Origin of the sequence: Reichenbachiella sp. (assembly GCF_033344935.1) — a bacterium.
Classification (GTDB): Bacteria; Bacteroidota; Bacteroidia; order Cytophagales; family Cyclobacteriaceae; genus Reichenbachiella.
Genome location: NZ_JAWPMM010000001.1, coordinates 1,786,447 through 1,807,529, shown reverse-complemented (window position 1 = coordinate 1,807,529; position 21,083 = coordinate 1,786,447). Strand labels below are relative to the sequence as shown.

The window sequence follows — 21,083 nt, the reverse complement described above, 5'->3', positions numbered from 1 at the left end:
CATACCTTAGTGCATACGATCAGGACGAACTTCTAAGTTCTTCAGAATTTCAGCTTCTGCTTCTAGAAATTCTGACCATCGTTTCATCACGTATTCTTCCGGTTTGAATCGCTTGGCCATATCCAAGAAGCTATTGTAATGACCAGCTTCTGAAACCATCAATTCAAAATAGAATTTAGAAAGTTCTTCGTCTTGTATGTTCTGATGTAGGATTTTGAATCGTTCGCAGCTTCTGGCTTCAATTAATGCATTCAAAAGCAACTTTTCTACTAGCTGAGCTTCTCTGCTCCCTCCTCCTCTGAGTATTTTTGAAATGGCCAGTACATACTCATCCTTGCGCATGCGATCCAGCTTGATGCCTCTTTTTTTCATCATCTCCAGCACACGTTCGAAATGACTCCATTCTTCGGCTACTAAATCAGTGAGCATCTCTACCAGCTCTTCATGTTCAGGATATTGCACGATGAGTGATATGCCTGATGACGCTGCTTTTTGCTCACAATAGGCGTGATCAATCAAAATTTCAGCAATCGACTTTTCTGCAATATTGACCCAACGAGGGTCTGTGGGTAGGTTGAGACCAAGTGTCGTTTTATTCTTCTGCTCCATGGTTATCAATCATAAAAATGCCATCTTAAGCCCAAGTCAATCATTTTCCTTGTCCCGGGATAGTAAGGGGTTTCGAAATAACCCTCCTCTTTCTTTTGATTGATATACTTGAATTTCGCCCATAAGCTCAATTTCTGAGCTTTCATGACAAAGAAAAGATCTGCAGTCCAGAAGGACGGTATTTCAAAATCATTTTGGATATAAAACTGCTGGGTGATCGGATCGTAGGCATTGGCAAAGTAAGCAGACTGCCACCTGATATTAAAGCCCAATTGCATTTCCATGTAATTGTTGAACACGATATTCTCATAATACCACTTACCAAAATAATTCCAATCTGGTGTTCTAATAACATCTGCTCCATCTCCAGCCACATGATTAAAAATGACTCGGTTCTCAAACTTAAAATTTTTTAGGACTGTGAAATCTGCCTTCAAAGTATAATTATTGACTAGCGCAACAGCTGAATTTTGAGCAGGCAGACTATCCAAGCCGAAATAGACATAATTATCAATACTAGAAATTTTCACCTCTGGCTCCAACCTCACAAAAGGCAAAGCATAGAAAACCGAACCCGTTATCGTATTGGATAATATATCAGAAAAACTGTTCGACCATTCGTAGTGATTGCCAAAATATCTTTCAGCCATGAAAGATGGGAGGTACTTACTTGAAGTATATTCTGCTCTCAAAAAGTTGTTTTCATATCGCCCTGAAAACATATATTGGCCACCATCACTTACTTCCACATCACCGCTCAGTACATTATTTTTTGTAACATACAGCATGATATCTCCTCCAACATAATTTTCAGCTGTATGTCCGAAAGTATCCAGATGTCTATAGCTAAAATCAATATCTCTCCGCTTCACATAGCCAGAATAATATATACGTTTGCCCGCACGCCCTTTCAAACCGGCCTCTGTTTTCCATTCATTGAATAGAGAAGCATCCAAGGTAGAATCAGTGCGTATCAAAAATTGATTGTAATAATCTGTAGTAGCCGATAGCGGCGCATCTTCATATTTATTTTCGACATTATTTCTCTCTACCACTGCATAAATCTCAAAAAACTCAGCGACAGAATATTCCTGATATAGATGTAGTCTGGTGCGGTTATCTGAGCTCACTGCATTTCTTAGCTTTATGTCAGAATCCTGATATTGAAAGTAATCTCTTTCCTCAGGGTCATCTGGCAACTTGATCCCTCCTGTTTCACTGGCATCATGCTCAAATTTGTAGGCATGAAACATCAAATGGTACTTTGAATTCTTAGAACTGTGAAAAGTATACGCATCAATTGCAGTACCTGAAATCTGAGTTTCCCTCAATGATGAAGCCCCGATCAGCTTAAAAGAAGATATCTTGTGCACATCAAAACCAATATTCCATTGTGCATTTACATTTCTTGAAAAATTAAAATCAACGACATTTCTTCCTTTTCCGCCAAATCCTACATTCAACTCCATAAAAGGTGATTTGGAGTCGTAGTATTTAAAATCTTCTGATTTTTTTACATACGGCGTATAAGACTCAAACCCAGTGGTCCTCCCGATGATTTGTGGCTCCGAATAATATATCGGTCGTAAGGCAGTACCATTATTTCCCAGGTCCTGGTATACCGTCTCGGTTTTATCCTTAAACTCGAACCGTTCCAAGTTATGAATAGTTGTATCTATGGTATGATAAAGCGTATCGCTACGCATTAAATCTTTTTCAAATATGTACCTGGACGTGGTAGGCCCATAAACCAACTTAGTCGAATCATCAAGTATTTGCGACCAAGCCGTTGTTGAGAAGCACATAAAAACGAAAAAGAGTAATCTATTCACTATCTGGATTTGCGTTTGGCAAGATGTTCAGAATCAAGCGCTCAAAGTTAGGACGATCTGATATAAATTCTATTTCTTCGGAAGATTTAAATGAGTTTAAAGAGTCAAATGAGTTTTTTATAAAAAACACTGGTGTTCCTTTCTCCAAAAATGGCATCAAAGATCTTTCCAACTTATCGCATTCTTCCTTATTCATTGAATTGTAAACAAGAATAGCATCTGCTCTTTTTGCTTCATCCTTACTCTCTTTCAGTTTTCCAATTGGGCTCATTTTATCACCATTAAACGGTCGATTGAAATCAGTAATCAACAACCTAAACTGGGGACGTATTTCGCTCCTTTTAAATTCACCGTCCATAACAAAGGCTGAAGTATCACCATGGGTTTGAAACCACTCCGATAGGCCGAGTACTTTGTGTTTTGTAGAAAAGGTATTTTCAGCATTTAAAGCCCAATGATAAGAACCTGATTCGTTCGTATTCTTTTCTAAGTGATAAGTTGCCGTTTCATAACGATCTATATGAAGGGCGCCTTTCAGCAGCTGTTGGATGTACTTGGATACATCGATAGTCGGATCCTTGGCTATTGATCCAACAAAAATCACTGGCACTTCAAACTCCACAGATTTCCAAATACCAAGATCAAATAATCTATTTCTGAATATGGTCTTACACCAATTCACCATAACCAAAGGCCACCACACATACCTCCATTTTGAAATCATCTTTCAAAATTAATAGTCGCAAGACTAACCTCATCTGTGTTAGCTCATTAATTTAGCAATCACGGAATACTTATCTTTAGAGTACTATGCGAATAAACGATATTATAGGAGCACTTAATCAATGGGCACCTCCAGCTTACCAAGAATCTTATGACAATGCTCGGCTTATCACCGGAAGCCCAGACCTACAACTTCAGGGCGTATTGGTCAGTCTCGACTGTACCGAAGAAGTTGTTCAGGAAGCAATAGACAAAGGAGCCAATTTGATCATTGCGCATCACCCCATCGTATTTAAAGGTTTGAAGTCATTTACAGGCAAAAACTATGTGGAACGAACAGTGATCAAAGCCATCAAAAATGACATTGCCATCTTCAGTATTCATACCAATCTTGATAACGTACATACCGGAGTCAATCGAATGATTTGCGATCGCATAGGTCTCCAAAATTGCAAAACGCTGGCGCCAAAGTCTGGATTGCTTAGTAAGCTTGTGACCTTCATCCCTACAGAACACGCTCAAAATGTCCTTGATGCATTATATACCGCTGGATTGGGTCATATTGGCAACTATGACGAATGCAGTTTTCAGGTAAAAGGTACCGGTTCGTTTAGACCAAATGATCAGGCCAATCCGGTCATTGGCAAAAACAACGAACGCGAGCTAGTCGAAGAAACCAGAATCGAAGGCATATTCCCTTCTCATATCAAAGGCAAAGTGGTGGCCGCATTGAAAAAGGCACATCCCTACGAAGAAGTAGCCTATTATCTCACCGCATTAGAAAACGAAAACCAGGATGTGGGGTCTGGAATGATCGGTGAATTAGAAACCGCCATCCCTACAGCTTCTTTTATGAATCTATTGAAAGAGCAATTCAACCTCAAGGTGATCAGGCATACAGCATTTCATAAAGCAGAAGTCAAAAAAATTGCAGTATGCGGAGGGGCAGGAAGTTTCTTATTAGGTCATGCCAAAGGAGCTGGGGCTGATGTTTTTGTTACAGCAGATTTTAAGTATCACGAGTTTTTTGATGCCGAAGAAAAAATTATCATATCTGATATCGGACATTATGAAAGTGAGGTGTTTACAAAAGAATTGATTTGCAATTTTTTAAAAGAAAAATTCGCTAATATTGCACTCAATTTATCCGAGGTGGATACAAATCCTATAAAATACTTTTAAAATACATGGAAAGTACGGTAGCAAAAAAGCTCGAAGCTCTAACAAAATTACAGTCAATAGATTCACAATTAGATGAATTAATTAAAGTCAGAGGGGCTTTACCTGAGGAAGTGATGGATCTCGAAGATGAGATAGCCGGATATGAAACTAGGGTAAACAATCACAACGGTCAGATCGAGGAATTAGAATTGGCCATTTCGAACAACAAAACGGCGATCAAGGATGCTGAAAAACTCATAGCAAAATATGAGGAACAGCAAATGAATGTTCGAAACAACAGAGAATATGACGCGATTACCAAAGAGGTAGAATTGCAACAATTGGAGATTCAGATTCTTGAAAAAAGAATAAAAGAGGCTTATGCCAATATAGAGGCAAAGAACGAAGAAATCGCTGACACCAAAAATGCGCTTGAAGAAAGAACAAAAGATCTTGAAAGCAAAAAAGGTGAATTAGATAACATCACTACTGAGAGCAAGGAAGAAGAAGATAAATTACTCAAAGGAAGAGAAAAAGCGTCGAAAGGAATTGAAGAGCGTTTACTCCTATCTTACAACAAGATCAGAGAAAATGTAAGAAACGGCTTAGCTGTTGTTCCGGTAAAAAGAGATGCTTGTGGTGGATGTTTCAACATCGTACCTCCTCAGAAGCAAGCGGAAATCAGAGAGAAGAAAAAACTGATTGTATGTGAGCACTGTGGTAGAGTATTAGCGGACGTAGAAGAAGTAGTGGTAGAAGAGAAAAAGCCTACGAGAACAAGAAGAAAAGCAGCGGCAAAGAAATAAGCTAGTTTGAAGGCTTTTCAAAAACATATTATGATATTAAAGGTGGGCATGTCTCACCTTTTTTTGTTTTTCGCCTTTCTTAGTTTTTTACCCACTCAGGCTCAGAGCATCAAGGATCATCCGGAAATTTATGAAGCCTATCACGATGTTTTAAGACTTAGATTAGAGAGTGGCCGAGCCAAACTCAATCAAGTCATCCCCAATCACGCTCAGCTGGGTCATTATCACTATGTAAAAAGTCTCGCTGACGTTATTGAAATCTTAATCACAGAGGACCCCAAGCTTTTCAAAAAATATGAAGATAGTGAGGAAGATAATTTGGATGGACTCAGGGAGATGGAAGACTCAGACCCACACAAAAGGTTCTACAATGCCGAAATAAGAACACAGTGGGCCATTGTAAAAATTCTCTTTGATGAAGACATGAAAGCCGGTATGTCTCTAAAAACCGCCTACAACTATATTGAGAAGAACATTGAAAAACATCCGGACTTCACTTCCAATTACAAATCGTATGGCACGCTCCACGTACTTTTTGCCGTAGTACCGGAAAGCTACCATTGGATACTCAAACTATTTGGGATCCGAGGTAATGCGATACTTGGATGGGACGAGCTAAATAAAATACAACCAGACAATCCCTATTGGCTCGAAACAGGACTCATCAAGTCTCTTATAGCAATCAACATCTTAAACAAAGAGGAACAAACGCTCTCCCTTTTAGATGAACTTAGAAAATCAAACAAAGACAATCTCATTGTCAATTATTTGTATAACACTGCACTCATCAAATATGCAAAAAGTGAGCAGGCCCTTCCTAATCTCCGCAAGCTACTGTTCACCAGTTCAGACTACTATCGCATAGATAACATCTACTATAAACTAGGTGATATTTATATGCAGAAACAACAATACCCGCTGGCCAGATACCATCTGTCAAAATTTCTAAACCAATATGATGGTAAAAACTATATCAAGGATACTTGGTTCAAAATCTTCTTGAGTTACTGGCTGGAGGGGAATGAAAAAATGGCTGAAATCCACTGGAATAAAGCCAAGGAATCCGGCCAAACACTCGCCTCTGCAGATAGGAACGCTAATAGTTTATTGGAAGAAGATGAATACCCCAATCCACTACTAATGAAGGCTCGCCTGGCCACAGATGGTGGCTATTTCACTTTAGCCAAGCAGGCACTGGACGACATCCAACAAGGTTTGTTGGCAGATAAAAAAGAAGAGTCTGAGTATTTCTATCGATTCGGTCGATTGTATGACAAAACGGGAAGAGATCAGGATGCTATTTTCAACTATCTGAATGCCATAAAGAAGGCTGGTAAAGAAAATTGGTACTTCGCTCCTTCAGCTTGTCTATATACCGGCTACATCTACGAGTATCGTAAAGATTATGAAAAGGCCGAGTTTTACTACGAAAAAGCGATGTCCTATAAAAAGCATCCATATAAAGCAGGAATAGACCACAAAGCCTACGCTGCACTACAACTGCTCAGAGCCAAACTACCCAAAGAGAAAAAGTAACCTAGCAACAGCCGTCTTCAGCACATACCGTTCGCTGAGCAAAAAACTGAGAAAATGCATCAGAAATAGACTCCCACTTTTCTGAATCAATGCAATAGCACGTGCTGGTTCCCTCAATATTACCTTTGATAATCCCAAGGTTCTTGAGCTCTTTCAAATGCTGAGACACCGTAGCTTGAGCCAAACCAAGCTCTCCCACTATATCTCCACAAATACAGCTGTTAGCCTTCAGCAAGTATTCGAGAATAGCAATTCTCGCTGGATGTCCAAGCGCCTTCGACATAATGGCTAGCTCATTCTGATGTGCAGTGAATTTTTCTGTCTTTGATAGTCCCATAATCGTAATATTACGAAAAATTTAATCAATTGTTTTTTGCTCTAAATCTTGTGCAGAGTTGACAGTTCTCAATAGTACAATGGCTGATTTATTGAGTCTTCCATATATGTGAGGAAAAAGTGCATTCCTCGATGGTACTTCGTTGATTTTTACATCTGCTTCTACTTTCTTCAAATCTACACCTAGCAAAACCAGTTCTTCGTTTGGACTAAAATACTTTTCATAAGAAATCTTGAGTTCTGATATATAGGAGGTATGAATAAACCCTTCATTCTCAAGAGATGAATGGGTATATAGCGTACTCAATTCCTGCTCTTCCCAACTCTGCTTTGTGGCTAAATGAAAACTAATAGACTCCTGTTTGGGCGGAACTTGAAACATTCTTGCTTTAACAAAATTTATAAATGTGTTTAAAACAAAATGATTCGCCTTAATCAGAAAAACATGTCGCTCCTTGCCTTCTGTCAGTTCGAGGCCGTCTTTTCCTAGAAACCCATAATACATCCAAGCAAAAAAAAGAAACACCAAAAATAGATTGGTCTGATAATGATACCAGCCAAGAGATAATGCCAACCAAGACAAGCAAGTACCTATGCCGCCAATAACCAATGGAATAATCAACTTTTTCCGGCTAACTATTAAACCCCTGATGCTAGATAGAGGGAAATCTGCTCGTTTGCCTTTGAATACCACCACTAAGGTGTATTCATACAAGAGCAGGATATTTTGTACATCACCACTTTTACCCAAATAACATTTCAGCAGGATAGGTCGCATCAAGGTTGCTTTAAAAATTCAACCGTTGTAGACACCAATTCTTTACTAAACACTGGAAGCTCTGGAGACGTCCAGGGATGTTTCCCTCCAAAAGTATGATTAGCTCCCTCAATGCGATGTGTTTGAATAGAAGGATAAGCGTTTTTCAATAAAAGTAGGGCTTCTACAGGAACGGTTTCATCATCTGTACCGTGAATGGCTAAAAACGGAATGGTAAGCTTAGTCAACTGATCAGTAATCCTGAATCGTTGTGAGTTTTTCTCAAAATCTTCTACCATTTGATAATACAACGGCATATCTTGATGCGTACGTGCGTTTTTAATATACTGTACCCCTTTTTCTCTCCATTCCTTTACGAAATCGGGAGACCAAAACGCTTCCAGATCTGCCACAGCAGCCCAGGTAACCAATCGTTTGACTCTCGTATCTTCACACGCCCTTAATATAGAAACTGCTCCTCCTCTACTGTGCCCTGCCAAATAAAGTCGAGATACGTCAATTTCGTTTTCGGGAATACCCAATTGATGATTGCAAATGTGATTCACCACCACACCAATATCATCCAGCTCGATACTGAAATTATTATTACCGAAAGCTTCCAGGTCAACAAAATCTTGAGGATGTTCTGGAGTCACGCCATTGTGAGACAAATTCATTTTGACGTATACAAATCCAGCTTCAGCTATCACATCAGCTATGACATTAAAATGCATGGTGTCCTTAAACCCCTTAAAACCATGAATAAATAATATGACCGGTTTTTGCCCATCGGTCGACTGATATCTATAGTCAACACCAAATGGTCTATTGTTATGTTTAGAGCTTAATGTGAGTTCCTTTTTTATCATCTTTTCGACTTGGCTTAAAATCAAATATCATCATCCTGAACTCATTATCGAAATAATTATGAAGAACCTTCTATTTATTTTCAGTCTATTGCCTCATTGTATTAATTTGCGGCCAAATAATGGCGCTTAGAATAAAAGACATCCAATCCCCTGTAGCCAATGAGATGGCTGAATTTGAAAAGAAATTCAGACAGTCCATGAAAAGCAATGTAATGCTTTTGGACAAAATCATGGCCTACATCGTAAAGCGAAAAGGCAAGCAAATGCGTCCGCTTTTCGTTTTTTTAAGCGCTGCTACTACAGGAACAGTATCGGAGGCTTCTTATCGCGGAGCTTCTCTCATCGAACTACTTCATACAGCTACCTTGGTCCATGATGACGTCGTTGATGATTCTACCTATCGCCGTGGTTTCTTTTCTGTGAATGCCTTGTGGAAGAATAAAATTGCCGTATTAGTCGGTGATTTTCTTTTGTCAAGAGGCATGCTGTTGTCTATTGATAACGAAGACTTCGATTTGCTCAAATTAGTATCTGAGGCTATAAGAGAAATGAGTGAAGGCGAATTGCTTCAAATGGAAAAAGCTAAGAAACTGGACATCACCGAAAAGGTATACTACGAAGTCATTCGTCAAAAAACGGCCAGTTTGATTAAAGCTTGCTGCGCAGTGGGCGCGGCTTCTACTGGAGCAGATCCAGTCACCGTACAAACGATGGGTGAGTTTGGTGAAAAAGTAGGAATGGCCTTCCAGATTAAAGATGATCTTTTCGACTACGGAACGCAGGAAATTGGCAAACCATTAGGTATTGACATCCGAGAAAAGAAAATGACGCTACCGCTGATTCATGCACTCAACCAGGCGACCAGTTCGGAAAAAAGCAACATCAAGCGTATCATCAAAAAACACAGTGAAAACACGAAGAAAGTGAATGAGGTGATTGACTTTGTAAAGGAAAAGCAGGGATTGGCCTACGCTACTGACGTGATGAACACCTATCACACCGACGCCATCCAAATGCTGAAGACTTTCCCTGATTCTCCTGCTCGTCAATCATTAGAACAACTCGTTCAGTTTACGATCGAAAGAACAAAATAACCTTACTCAAGCGTAAGACTTAGGTATTTTTCAAATCTGTCAGTTCAATCACAAAAGTGGTTCCTTTTCCAACCTGAGATTGTACTTCAATAAATCCATTCAGATTATTAATAATCTCTTTGACAATATACAAACCTAAACCAGTGCCTTCGCTTTTGTGCGTGGCCCGGTAAAACATATTGAAAATTTTATCCTGCTCTTCTGGTTCTATGCCTGGTCCGTTGTCAGAGATGATTAACCTTACTCCTGTGTCTGTTTGATGAATAGCGACTTTTACAAATGGATCAGCCACATCATCCGGTGCATGATGCTTAAAGGCATTGGTAATCAAGTTGTTTAACACGATTTTCAAACGGTTCACATCTGAATGAATGACACCTTCTCCCTTGCATTCTACGGTAGATTTTATCTTAGAAAAATTCTCGGAGTAAGTCAGGTCTTCGATCACTTCGGCTATCTCGTGCTGCAAGTCTAAAGGAGCAATTTCTAATTCCGTTCGAGCATTTTTGGAGTGATCAACAATATCCTGCAACAAAGCATCCAAACGTTCCACACTATGTTTGATATAGGCTAAATACTCCTCTTTGTTTGATGTATTGTCCAGTGATGCCACATTGATCAACCCCAGTATCGACGAAAGAGGTGAACGCATCTCGTGGGATGCACTGTAGACAAAACGATCCAATTCAGCATTCACTTTTCTTAGTTCTTTGTTCTGGTTATTGATAAAAGCTACACGCCAGGTAAAGAATAAGAAAATAGTGAACAAAACGATGAGAATGCATAGTACCAGAAACCAGGTGGTTTCATAATAGAATGGATGAACTGTAAAGAATAGTGAATCACCTTCTTCATTCCAAACATGACTATCATTAGTGCCAATTACTCTAAAAGTATAATCTCCGGGCGATAGGTTGGTATATTGAACTGTACCTTCGTAAGTGGGTACACTCCAGCCTTTATCATACCCTTCCAGTATATACCTAAACTGATTTCTATCAGGCGAGCTAAAGCTCAGAACACAGAAGTCAAACCTGTATCTTGAGGTACCGGGTTCTACATTAATATTCCCTTCTTGAATATTGATCACTTCATCATCAGCAATCATTTGTCGAATTTTTACTTTGGGAACGTACACATCACGTTGAAATGAAGGAGGATCTATAAACACCACACCACCTAATGTCGGTACACAAATATTTCCGTCCGACAACTTAGTTGATCGTGTAGCTCCCGTGCATTCCTCGGTATTCATCCCACTGCTTCGATCTATGGTAAAATAACTGAGATGATCGACTTCTCCACTTTTATACTTTTCCCAGTTCGACTTCTTAATTTGCAACACGCCCAAATTAGTCGTGAGCCAAAAGTTCTCATAGTCATCAATCACCAGGTCAAAAAATGTGTTGCTCCGTCGATCTGTTTGAAGTTTGACTCTTTCAAGGTTTTTACCATCAAAATACAACAACCCACTGTTGGCAGTCACAAAAGCACTATTTTCAGAATCAAAGTCTACATTGAAAATTACCAAACCTGAATCATCCGACGAAACGTGATAAGTCTTACAATCACCGTTTGGCTCTATAATGGTCAGTCCGCCACTAAAAGTTCCCACATAAATGTCACCATTAGCCGACTCTTCTGCAGCCAGTACAAAGTTTGATTCAAGACCATTCCCGTTGGAGTAGACTCGCAAAATTTCCTCATCCTTAAACTTAACCAGGCCTCCGGACCTTGTCGTAAACCAAAAATTTCCTTTGGAATCCTTGAGTATCGTTCGAAAATCATCCGCCGGCATGCCATTCAATTCTGAATACACCTTTTCCTGATCTCCTTTAATATGAATTATTCCTATGTAAGTGGCTAACCAAAATGAACCATCTTCATCATGATAAATGTCTCGAATACCATTACCATTAAGGTTCGTTTTCACTAACAATGTGCTGAGATTTTGCCCATCGTAAACATCTATTTTATTGGCATCAGTTCCGATGTAGTATTTGCCATCCCAGGATTCATGAATAATGTTGGCTCTAGTACTAGACAGTCTAGGTTCCGACAAATTGAATACTTTGCTAGCTTTAATTTGAATGAGTCCTGAGCGATTAGATGACAGCCAAATCTGATTCTCTTCATCAAGCAATAAGTGATTTACTCTCACCAGATCAATATTGTGTTTTGAATAAAGCCACTCAATGAGGTTATTTGCTGGGTTCCATCTGGCCAATCCACCTTCCGATCCCAACCACAAATTTCCCCAATCATCCATGAGCAAACTGTTTATATAGTGATCTTCAAGAACTGCGACTACCTGTAAGTCCATGTTTTGCTCAGCATCCAATATCTGTAACCCCTTTGCGGTACCTATGTACAGCTTATTATCATTACTTAATAAAGAAAGAACATTGTTGCTGAGTAGCCCATCCGACAAACTTAAATGCAAAGGCCCCGCTGGACCAACTCTATTTAATCCACCGCCCTCCGTTCCAAACCAGATATTTTTACCGGCGTCTTCAGTAATCGTCCGTACCATGGCATGATTGAAAAGATCTCCCGCTACTTTGTATAAGGAATCATCTTCAACTCTAAATAAACCTGCATGATTGGCGCCTATATATATACTACTATCTGAAGCTACGTATAACCTTCGCACAGACCCTGGCACTGCCGCTCCTCTGGGTTCATAGGAACTAAAAATACCATTTTCATACTTTACGATGCCATCACCATTACTAGCAATATAGATGATTCCATTGTGGTCTTGGGCTATGGCATAGAATCCATCATTGTTTAAAAATGCTAATCTGTTTTTATCGTATGATTCTATTCTCTCACCATCATAAATCATAAACCCATTGTATGAGGTAATCCAGATAAGCCCTTCTGAATCTTGAAATACCGAATTGGTATTGTTAGAAGGTAAACCTTCTTTATTAGTCCATTGCAAAATGCTTACATTGTCAAGCGGCTGATTAGGTTTAAAAGATGATAACTGACCCCACGTCAATGTAGCGCATAATAGAATGTACGTGGTCAAGGTCAGTTTCAAAGTCATATCCAGGTTCTTCCAGTAGCCGGTTATCAAGCAAGAATATAATGAATTATCAGTATTTATTTGAAAAGAAGGTTATAACTATAACGGTTCGAGGTGATCATGCCATGGAGAATAAAAGGATAATATTTCGGAATTCTAATTGTCAAATTGCTGATTTCGTGCTTATCTATTTAAAAAGGCTTTTATAAAATTAGCGACAAGCTACTTTTTACTAACCTTTAAGTATTTTAGAATAAGGAAAGAATCTTATACGCAAATCCTTACTTGCGTTATAGTCAAACATACCATTACAACCATTGAAAAAGAACTCACTATTTTTTCTAATCCTATTTGCTATCTCTTTCTCTACAATGGCACAGTTGGATGCAGGATTTGGCCAAAACCCAAATAAACAAGAATGGCAAAAACTCAAATCCCCAAAAATCGACATCGTTTTTCCTTTAGGAAAAGAAGCACAAGCCCAGCGAATTGCAAATCTTATCAATTATCAAGGAGCTGAATTAAGTGCAACTATCGGTCCCATAGTCAAAAAACCGAACCTGCTCCTTCAAACTGAAACTGTTATCTCCAATGGTTTCGTTGGTCTGGCACCATTTAGAAGTGAATTTTTCTCTACGCCTCCGGCTAATATGAAGATTTTTGGAGCCATGGGTTGGTTAGATATTCTATCTATTCATGAATATCGTCACGTACAACAAAACAATAATTCTCTACATGGATTCACCAAAGCATTGAGGTACATACAAGGCGAAAATGGATGGGCATTTGGCCGCGTATTAGTGGTTCCAAATTGGTTTATGGAAGGGGATGCAGTATGGGCCGAAACTAAGTTTTCTACTGGAGGTCGGGGCCGTGTACCACATTTCACTAAAGAGCAAAGAGCCATCGCTTTATCTGGCAATACTTACAAGTATCAAAAATTTAGAAACGGTTCATTCAAAACCCAACTTCCTAGCCACTACCCTACTGGGTATATGCTATGCTCCTACTTAAGAAATGAAGAAGGCACCGAAGTGTGGAACGAGATTTTAGCAGATGCGACGGCTTGGAAAAGTGTGCTATGGTCTTTCAACAATGCGATCAAACGAAATTCAACCTATCGAAATAGTGATCAACTTTTCAATGCTTCTTGGCAAAGCATGAGTGAAAAATGGCAAGAACAGCGAACAGCCGCCAATGTACAACCTGGAGAAACCATTAATAAAAAACGCCATACCACCACCTATTACTCCTTTCCGCAAGAAATCAGCTCTGGTAAATTAGTAGCCTGGAAAAGGAGTTATCAACAAACAGATCAAATCGTAGAGTTGTCAGATGGACAAGAGCGTGTACTTTTCTCTCCAGGTTACAACCTTTGGCAATACTTCAACACCAGAGCTGGTGCTTTTGTATGGACAGAGCTATCGCAAAATCCCAGGAGAAATAATGAAAGTTACTCGGATATTTACGTCAAGCAGTCAGTAGATGCTCCTACTCAAAAGATTACTGCTAAAGGAAATTATTTCAGCCCAATATTTGCGAATAGCACTGAAGAAGTCTTTGCGGTTAAATACGGTTCAGACTTAATCCCAACAATCCAAAAAATCAATCTTGTTGCTGGTAACGTAGCGGACATAAAATCTTTTAGTACTAATGAATTCATAGGTAGAATATCCTTCTTAGAAAAGGAAAACACCATAATAGCAGTATATAAGGATGTCAATGAATTGACACTGATTAGAATCGATGCATCAAATGGTCAATTCGAAGAAGTTATTCCAAGAACTAAGCACTCCATAGATGACGTTGCCATTCACAATGGCTATGTTTATTTCACTAGTTCATACTCAGGAATTGATAATATTTTTCGCACTCCGCTAGATGGACCTAAAACAATTGAGCAAATGTCATCTGAGGAAGTGGGTGCTTACAACCCAACGATTAGTAAAGATGGAAAAACCATTTACTATACCATTTTTGATGAGTTAGGAAATGAAGTGGTTCAGCGGCCAAATGAAAAACTCAATCCTTCAGATAACTTTTCTTATCTAGAGCCTATGCAAATGAAATGGCAAGATGAAACGCCAGATATCTTTGAAAGTAAAGGAGCTTCAATAATAACGGAAGCCCCAAAAAACAACTATTCTACTAGTAGCTATTCAAAATCTCCGTTTAGAGGAATTCAGGCTCATTCTTGGAATCTAATTCCGAGTTCTATAGCCCCTGGTGCGTCACTAATTATGAATAACTATACGAATGACATCGCAGCTCAATTAAGCGCAGGGTATAACTTCAATGAAGAAGGTGCTTACTTCGGAACATCCTTGATTTATTCTAGGCTATTTCCTGTAATCAGCATAAATGCCAAACACAATTTTCGAACTTCTGACTTTCTATTGCCTGCTGATTCTCTTGCCAATGTGGACTATACTGAAACGGTCGTTGGCAGTGAAATAACCATACCTTTGAAATGGCTGAAAAACAATTATAGCACTACGTTAGAACCTTCGGTGGCTTACGACTACCATATCACAAAAAACATCTCAGAAGCGGGGAGCGATTTTCAAATTGATGATATCAATTATACTACATTAAAAGAAGGTATTTCATTTTCATTTCTTCGAAGAACTGCAAGGCAAAACCTAGCTCCTAGGCTTGGAGTGACTGTATCTACTTCATACACACACAATCTAACTGAAAAATCAAATCAGAAATATACAGGAATTGGAAAGTTGTTTTTACCAGGTATAGGTAGAAATCACACGTTCCAACTTACCGCAGCTTATCAACATGAACCACTTAGTAATGTTTTTCAAGAAGTAGATTTATTTCAGTATTCAAGAGGATATAAACGACCGATCAACGATAACTTTTTAAGACTATCAATGGATTACGGTTTTACTTTGTTCTATCCGGATTTAGGTTTTTTTGGCATCACCTACTTCAAAAGAATCCGAGCCAACGCATTCTTTGATATTGGGAAAGGTACCATCGATCAATTAGACTCAGAATTGGATTATAATTCTGCAGGATTAGAAATTATATTCGACAATACTTTCTTAAACCTGGCACCAATAAGTATCGGACTTAGAGGTTCCTATTTATTAGATACTGACCCTCAGAAACCAGAAAATACATTTGTTACAGGAATAATTATTAGTGGTAATTTTTAATTTCCTTACTGAGGCATCCCGGTCATTTCCCAGTGACCAAGTGAAATAGGGATATTTCCAATACTATTTAGTTCATCAAAGAAAGATTTGGTTTTAAACAACTTCCCTTTCAATTCCTGAAGTCGAGCCACATCGGCCATAGCATTTTCCAAAAGGTATTTTCCAGTGATGTAGCTAGTACCATATCCTGGCTGTCTCAAATACAAATGCTGTTCAAATAATAGCAATTCTTTCTCCGTCTTCATCCACCCTCTAGGGGTATATTCTGAATGAATGCTTCCCGCCTCTTCCATGGTCATATCGTTGGCATGAGCATAGAGCGAACCTAAACCGCGAGCAGCACGCTGGGCGATCATGATATAGACGATCTCTCGCACCCTCGGTGCATCATCATACAAACCCGCTTGCATAAACATTTCTTCCACGGCTGTGGCAGTACCTTCATTTCTGGAATCGAAAATATTATACAACAAAGGCCCTCTTCTTATTTCACTGGCATGTGGTTCGGTATCCATTCTAGCTAATTCGAACCAATGGTAAAAATGAGAATAAAGTGGTCTAGGATCATAGTGCTCGCCAATGGTGAAAAAATTTCGCTTTTCTTTTGGCGCATACTCACCCAAGTGCTCGCGTAAAGCCGGATCAAAGTAATCCTTAACTGTTACGATTTCTTGTTCATCCAAAAAATTGATCAGGCTTTTGGCCGCGGCATCAGCCATGACGTCATAGGCCTCGGGTGAATCGGCATCGACAAGTTCTGGCAAAGCTCGATTCCTGTGCTCTTCGAGTTTCAGAGAGGACCAGGCACGTGCTAGCTCTCTTTTCAAGAGCATCACTTCATCTTCCCAGGACAGTGGCACCAAATGCACATTCTGCAGGTACCATGTATAGTTTTCCTTCCCTATTCCCGAGGGACCAGTCTTGGATACTGACTCCGCTTTCAACCAACTGGCCAGATCAGTAGTGGCTTCCTTTGCAGATTCAATGGCTCCTACCAACTCTTCATCTTCGGCAACACCGGGTTTCTTAAGCAAATTATCTAACCCTGCATGCTGATATTCAATAACACCAATTCCTGCTAACCACAACTCTCTAGCATTTCCTGTAAGATTTTGCTTGGCCTGATTAAATAAAGGAGGTATCACACTTAGGTCAGAAAGGAGCTGTACTCTCTCTTCACCACTCACCGGAAAATCATACTGCCAGACTTCCGTGATTTCATGATGTGTAGGTCCTTCGTGCGCAGGCACATCACTTCGAGCCTCCCAAACAGAATAGTAAAAAGCTGGATCTCGTGCCCATGGTTTTAATACTCGATGATTGAAATCATAACCATTCATCTCTGCCCAGACGATCATCCAATCTACTCTTTCATTGATGGCCCAACCAGCAGTATCCATCGTTAGCAATTGCTGTTGCAAGTTTTGGAATTCGGGCCAACGTTTTTCAAAAGTAGCAGCTGTATAATCTGGGGCTCCATCTTTGCTTGGAGGCCTTTCAAAAGCTCTCCACTCTTTGAACAAACTGACTAAGTCCTGGTAATTGGCTTCGACTTTAGCAGGAGTAACATTTTTTTCTTGATTTGGCGATTGGCAGCTAATTCCTATTAAGACAATAGAAAATAGAAAGCATACTTGTTTCATGTTGATTAATGTTGAAATGAGTCAATTCAAAAAGCCTTACAGCTCAGATTAAATTTCAATTTAATCAAATTAGCACCAACCGATCATATCCCTCCATTTTCACCTTACCTTCATCTACAAGGATGCGAATGGCTTCGGTAAATACAAAATCACCTTTCACTTCTACAGCATCTTTGAGTTCATCGATGTAGGTGGTGCCAGAGGTAATTTGAGCCAGGATCTCGGCTTTGGTCTGATCGAGTGCAGCGATTAGTTTTTCTTCCTTCTTGGCTTTGATGCAGACATCACATACACCACAGTTGAGATAGGTTTTTTCATTGAAATACTCTTGAAAAATTCGTGTGCGGCACCCTTCCTTGTTTGAGGCATAGGCTTTCATGGCTTCCACTTTTTCTTTGACCACCGCATGTCTGGGAGCCACTTCGTTGTAGAATCTTTTTAGTGCGGAAACCTCTAGTCGTGGTGTGAGATAAGTGAGCTGCGGCAGCGTCTTCATGGGGTCATAGACAATCACCCCTTGCTGCTCGAGCAATTGTAGTTTTTTGATTACCTCACTTTTAGACAGCTTGGCCAATTTGGCCACTTCAAACTCCGAGACATTCATAAAGTCCGAATACAATCCTCCTCCATATAGTCTCAACATAGCTTTGATCACGGACTCGTAGGCCACATTCGATATAGTGAATTTATAAACCTCATTGCCGTCCAGAGCGAATTTGACCGTACTTGACTTATTCAAGCTTTCACTGACTAGCAATAGCCCCATCTCCTCTAGTTTTTGAATACAGAAGTGTGCCTCTCGCGGATTGAGTTGGTAAGTAGCAGCAAACTGCTTCAAATCAAAATCATAGCTCTGCCATTGGCTACTGCCTGTGGCCAATTTGAAATAGTTGGCAATGGCTTGATAGACTCGCTGGACGTAATCAAGCGTAGGATTTCTGTGCTTTTCGTTTTCGCTGAGGCGAAATAAATCGGAGGGATTATAAAGCAGCACGGCGAAAGCATTTCGCTCATCTCGACCGGCTCGACCGGCTTCCTGGTAATAGGCTTCCAGAGAATCAGGTAAATCCAAATGTGCCACCACACGAACATCGGGTTTGTCTATTCCCATGCCAAAGGCATTGGTAGCCACCATCACGCGGCGCATGTTTTTGATCCACTCGTCTTGCTTTTTGTTTCGAGCGACAGGATCCAAACCCGCATGATAGAAATCGGAAGAAATACCATGCTGATAAAGATACTTGGCTACGTTCTGGGTCTCCAACCGGCTTTTCACATAGACGATAGCTGAGCCTTTGACATTGTTTAATATGTCTATGAGTTTCGGCCCCTTGTTTTCTAACTCAAAAGCCGAGTAGGACAAATTCACTCGGGCAAAACTCTTCTGAAAAATGGATGGTTCATCAAAAGCCAACTTCTCGCAAATATCATCGGCTACGTCGGCTGTGGCCGTAGCCGTCAAAGCAATTTTTTTGGTGTCAGATAAATAGTCGTAAATGTTAGCAATTTCTATATAGGACGGCCGAAAATCATACCCCCACTGAGAAATGCAATGCGCCTCGTCGATAGCCAATAAACCCACATGCATCTTTTTCAACCTTTCGATAAAGAGGTCGGATTTTAAACGCTCGGGTGACACGTAAAGGAACTTTACTTTACCAAACACACAGTTGTCCAGCAGTATATCAATCTCACGCTTAGGCATGCCAGAAGTAACGGCAGCTGCGGATATGCCCCGTTTTTTGAGCTGCTGCACCTGATCTTGCATCAGTGCGATCAATGGAGAGATCACCAAACATACGCCTTCTAGCATCAGTCCAGGCACTTGAAAACAAATGGACTTTCCTCCGCCCGTAGGGAGCAATGCGAGTGTGTCCTTGCCTTCCAATACAGACTCGATGATTTCTTCCTGCAAAGGACGAAAGGCATCGTACCCCCAGTATTTTTTCAGTATGTCCTTGGCTTCGCTCAATCGATTGAATTAATTGCAACAAATAAACGAATAACTCGATGAATACAAATGACATTGTAGCTTAAATAATATCTTGTATAATGTCATTTCGACGTTAGGAGAAATCTAAACTCATCTGTGAATTTCTGATAAGATTTCTCCCTTCGGTCGAAATGACAAAGAATTGTAAAGTGTATCTTAACACAATTGCAAAACTCACATGTAGAGCAAAATCAATAACCATGAAAAAGATAAACCTCAAAGAAAAATTCGAACTGTTTGACGACTACTGGCACCCCAGAATCATAGGCGAGCTCAATGGTCAGCTGGTGAAAATCGCCAAATTCAAAGGGACCTTTGAGATGCATAAGCACGACCATGAAGACGAACTCTTTCAGGTGATCAAAGGACAGATTCAAATCAAATTTGAGGACCGAACGGAAACACTAGACGAAGGAGAAATGATCGTAGTACCCAAAGGGGTACTGCATCAGCCCAGTGCAGCACAAGAAGCTTGGGTCATGATGTTTGAACCAGCTTCTACTGTGAATACTGGCGAGAATGATAGTTCTGATTTGACAAAGGAAGAGTTGGATTGGGTTTGATTCAAACCTATAAGGTTTTAGAAACCTTATAGGTTTCGTCAGGCCTATTTTGATCCCACATCAAAAAATCGTATCCTTGAGTAGCAGCTCCTTGTAGAAAAATCAAAACTTAATTTGAAATGCGCTATATATAGTGCGGATATAGTGCATTGTTTATACTCGCATGTTAGGGCGAATTGCCGCTCGGATCAAACTTTATGAAAAAACCGATTATTCTCTTAACCTTCTTCTTGAACTGTCTTTTGGGAACAGCACAGGAAAACTCAGATATTGTCCAGATTCGGGAGAACTTCCAAGCATGGCAACCCATTATTGAGAGCAAACTAAAAACCTCAACCCAATTTTTTCATTATGCCTGGGGAGAGAACTATCAAGAGGATGAATGGTACACGAGCGAGCAAGCTTCTGAAGACAAATTCCTCTTTCAAAAAACCTACATAATCGAGAAGGCGAACCTAGGAACCTTCGTTTACTACGACAACTTCGCAATGTCAGGCGACTGGAAGATTTCTGTTGACTACTATTTCGACACGAACGATAGATTGTACTTTATCTTTTGGCGGATGAACACTTTTCAAGCCAATGAACCATTAACAATTGAGAAAAGGCTCTATTTTAACTCAGAAGGTGAACTCATCCGAAATCTGAAATCAACATTCAAGATGAACACCAAGGACGAATCAACAGCTGGATTCGCAGACCGAGATGTAGAATACGAACTGCATCTGAACAAAATGGACTTTTACAGCAAGTGGAAAGAAGAATAACATCGCCCTAACAAAATGTATAAGGCATGTGCTCACGTGCTTTCTACATACTTCACCAGAACTTGTCCGTTTCGTCTACCGCCGAGAAAGTTTTGTGGTATTTGGAAACTTCAGCTAGCGGGATTTTTCACTTCAGGACGCAGTGCTTGCTGCAAACTTTGGAAGCACCGGCAGACTTCACTATTTT

Annotated in this window: 16 protein-coding genes; 7 read left to right on the top strand and 9 right to left on the bottom strand. The window is 39.9% G+C overall.

Annotated elements, in window-relative coordinates; genetic code table 11:
• Positions 1-6: 6 nt before the first annotated feature.
• The 3 genes from R8N23_RS07845 to R8N23_RS07835 are packed head-to-tail and all read right to left on the bottom strand — an operon-like array spanning position 7 to position 3,165.
• Positions 7-609, bottom strand: a complete 603-nt coding sequence (locus R8N23_RS07845; RefSeq protein WP_318171030.1) for a tRNA-(ms[2]io[6]A)-hydroxylase — start codon at positions 607-609, stop codon at positions 7-9.
• A 5-nt stretch (positions 610-614) separates the two neighbouring features.
• Entirely contained in the window at positions 615-2,414 is a 1,800-nt protein-coding gene (locus R8N23_RS07840) for a putative porin (RefSeq protein ID WP_318173567.1), read from the bottom strand.
• 19 nt (positions 2,415-2,433) lie between these two features.
• A complete protein-coding gene (locus tag R8N23_RS07835; RefSeq protein WP_318171029.1) occupies positions 2,434-3,165 on the bottom strand; it encodes a hypothetical protein in 732 nt (243 codons plus the stop codon).
• A gap of 86 nt (positions 3,166-3,251) precedes the next feature.
• Between R8N23_RS07835 and R8N23_RS07830 the strand changes: the two genes are divergently transcribed.
• From R8N23_RS07830 to R8N23_RS07820, 3 genes are read left to right on the top strand one after another with little or no spacing between them, the layout of a single operon-like run.
• A complete protein-coding gene (locus R8N23_RS07830) occupies positions 3,252-4,346 on the top strand; it encodes a Nif3-like dinuclear metal center hexameric protein (RefSeq protein ID WP_318171028.1) in 1,095 nt (364 codons plus the stop codon).
• A 5-nt stretch (positions 4,347-4,351) separates the two neighbouring features.
• A complete protein-coding gene (locus R8N23_RS07825; RefSeq protein WP_318171027.1) occupies positions 4,352-5,131 on the top strand; it encodes a zinc ribbon domain-containing protein in 780 nt (259 codons plus the stop codon).
• A 30-nt stretch (positions 5,132-5,161) separates the two neighbouring features.
• Positions 5,162-6,667: a hypothetical protein gene (locus R8N23_RS07820; RefSeq protein WP_318171026.1), complete on the top strand. Its 1,506-nt coding sequence runs from the start codon at positions 5,162-5,164 to the stop codon at positions 6,665-6,667.
• 1 nt (position 6,668) lies between these two features.
• On the opposite strand, the gene R8N23_RS07815 is transcribed toward R8N23_RS07820, so the two are convergent.
• The 3 genes from R8N23_RS07815 to R8N23_RS07805 are packed head-to-tail and all read right to left on the bottom strand — an operon-like array spanning position 6,669 to position 8,629.
• The gene (locus R8N23_RS07815) at positions 6,669-7,004 is read right to left on the bottom strand and encodes a metalloregulator ArsR/SmtB family transcription factor (protein ID WP_318171025.1); all 336 of its coding nucleotides are present in this window, start codon (positions 7,002-7,004) and stop codon (positions 6,669-6,671) included.
• Positions 7,005-7,025: 21 nt separating this feature from the next.
• Positions 7,026-7,781 carry a DUF952 domain-containing protein gene (locus R8N23_RS07810; RefSeq protein ID WP_318171024.1) on the bottom strand — a complete coding sequence of 252 codons (756 nt, stop codon included), beginning with the start codon at positions 7,779-7,781 and terminating at the stop codon, positions 7,026-7,028.
• Positions 7,781-8,629, bottom strand: coding sequence for an alpha/beta hydrolase (locus tag R8N23_RS07805; RefSeq protein WP_318171023.1), 849 nt, complete (start codon positions 8,627-8,629; stop codon positions 7,781-7,783). Before R8N23_RS07805 ends, R8N23_RS07810 begins: the two co-directional genes overlap by 1 nt.
• 119 nt (positions 8,630-8,748) lie before the next feature.
• Between R8N23_RS07805 and R8N23_RS07800 the strand changes: the two genes are divergently transcribed.
• On the top strand, positions 8,749-9,723 hold the full coding sequence (locus R8N23_RS07800) for a polyprenyl synthetase family protein (protein ID WP_318171022.1): 975 nt from the start codon (positions 8,749-8,751) through the stop codon (positions 9,721-9,723).
• Between the two features lie 19 nt (positions 9,724-9,742).
• On the opposite strand, the gene R8N23_RS07795 is transcribed toward R8N23_RS07800, so the two are convergent.
• Positions 9,743-12,778, bottom strand: a complete 3,036-nt coding sequence (locus tag R8N23_RS07795) for a two-component regulator propeller domain-containing protein (protein ID WP_318171021.1) — start codon at positions 12,776-12,778, stop codon at positions 9,743-9,745.
• A gap of 296 nt (positions 12,779-13,074) precedes the next feature.
• Here R8N23_RS07795 and R8N23_RS07790 point away from each other — a divergent pair, with 296 nt between their 5' ends.
• A complete protein-coding gene (locus R8N23_RS07790; protein WP_318171020.1) occupies positions 13,075-15,930 on the top strand; it encodes a hypothetical protein in 2,856 nt (951 codons plus the stop codon).
• 5 nt (positions 15,931-15,935) lie between these two features.
• On the opposite strand, the gene R8N23_RS07785 is transcribed toward R8N23_RS07790, so the two are convergent.
• The gene (locus tag R8N23_RS07785; RefSeq protein WP_318171019.1) at positions 15,936-17,573 is read right to left on the bottom strand and encodes a hypothetical protein; all 1,638 of its coding nucleotides are present in this window, start codon (positions 17,571-17,573) and stop codon (positions 15,936-15,938) included.
• Positions 17,574-17,637: 64 nt separating this feature from the next.
• Positions 17,638-19,545, bottom strand: coding sequence for an ATP-dependent DNA helicase RecQ (locus tag R8N23_RS07780; RefSeq protein WP_318171018.1), 1,908 nt, complete (start codon positions 19,543-19,545; stop codon positions 17,638-17,640).
• A 221-nt stretch (positions 19,546-19,766) separates the two neighbouring features.
• Between R8N23_RS07780 and R8N23_RS07775 the strand changes: the two genes are divergently transcribed.
• Positions 19,767-20,129: a cupin domain-containing protein gene (locus R8N23_RS07775; RefSeq protein WP_318171017.1), complete on the top strand. Its 363-nt coding sequence runs from the start codon at positions 19,767-19,769 to the stop codon at positions 20,127-20,129.
• A 197-nt stretch (positions 20,130-20,326) separates the two neighbouring features.
• Positions 20,327-20,896, top strand: a complete 570-nt coding sequence (locus R8N23_RS07770) for a hypothetical protein (protein WP_318171016.1) — start codon at positions 20,327-20,329, stop codon at positions 20,894-20,896.
• Positions 20,897-21,083 lie beyond the last annotated feature (187 nt).

What these genes read in the sequence shown, in the direction of transcription:
- R8N23_RS07785 (WP_318171019.1), bottom strand. Translation starts at nt 17,573, where the DNA reads ATGAAACAAGTATGCTTTCTATTTTCTATTGTCTTAATAGGAATTAGC.
- R8N23_RS07805 (WP_318171023.1), bottom strand. Translation starts at nt 8,629, where the DNA reads ATGATAAAAAAGGAACTCACATTAAGCTCTAAACATAACAATAGACCA.
- R8N23_RS07830 (WP_318171028.1), top strand. Translation starts at nt 3,252, where the DNA reads ATGCGAATAAACGATATTATAGGAGCACTTAATCAATGGGCACCTCCA.
- R8N23_RS07800 (WP_318171022.1), top strand. Translation starts at nt 8,749, where the DNA reads ATGGCGCTTAGAATAAAAGACATCCAATCCCCTGTAGCCAATGAGATG.
- R8N23_RS07840 (WP_318173567.1), bottom strand. Translation starts at nt 2,414, where the DNA reads ATGTGCTTCTCAACAACGGCTTGGTCGCAAATACTTGATGATTCGACT.
- R8N23_RS07770 (WP_318171016.1), top strand. Translation starts at nt 20,327, where the DNA reads ATGAAAAAACCGATTATTCTCTTAACCTTCTTCTTGAACTGTCTTTTG.
- R8N23_RS07810 (WP_318171024.1), bottom strand. Translation starts at nt 7,781, where the DNA reads ATGCGACCTATCCTGCTGAAATGTTATTTGGGTAAAAGTGGTGATGTA.
- R8N23_RS07775 (WP_318171017.1), top strand. Translation starts at nt 19,767, where the DNA reads ATGAAAAAGATAAACCTCAAAGAAAAATTCGAACTGTTTGACGACTAC.
- R8N23_RS07835 (WP_318171029.1), bottom strand. Translation starts at nt 3,165, where the DNA reads ATGATTTCAAAATGGAGGTATGTGTGGTGGCCTTTGGTTATGGTGAAT.
- R8N23_RS07815 (WP_318171025.1), bottom strand. Translation starts at nt 7,004, where the DNA reads ATGGGACTATCAAAGACAGAAAAATTCACTGCACATCAGAATGAGCTA.
- R8N23_RS07820 (WP_318171026.1), top strand. Translation starts at nt 5,162, where the DNA reads ATGATATTAAAGGTGGGCATGTCTCACCTTTTTTTGTTTTTCGCCTTT.
- R8N23_RS07825 (WP_318171027.1), top strand. Translation starts at nt 4,352, where the DNA reads ATGGAAAGTACGGTAGCAAAAAAGCTCGAAGCTCTAACAAAATTACAG.
- R8N23_RS07845 (WP_318171030.1), bottom strand. Translation starts at nt 609, where the DNA reads ATGGAGCAGAAGAATAAAACGACACTTGGTCTCAACCTACCCACAGAC.
- R8N23_RS07795 (WP_318171021.1), bottom strand. Translation starts at nt 12,778, where the DNA reads ATGACTTTGAAACTGACCTTGACCACGTACATTCTATTATGCGCTACA.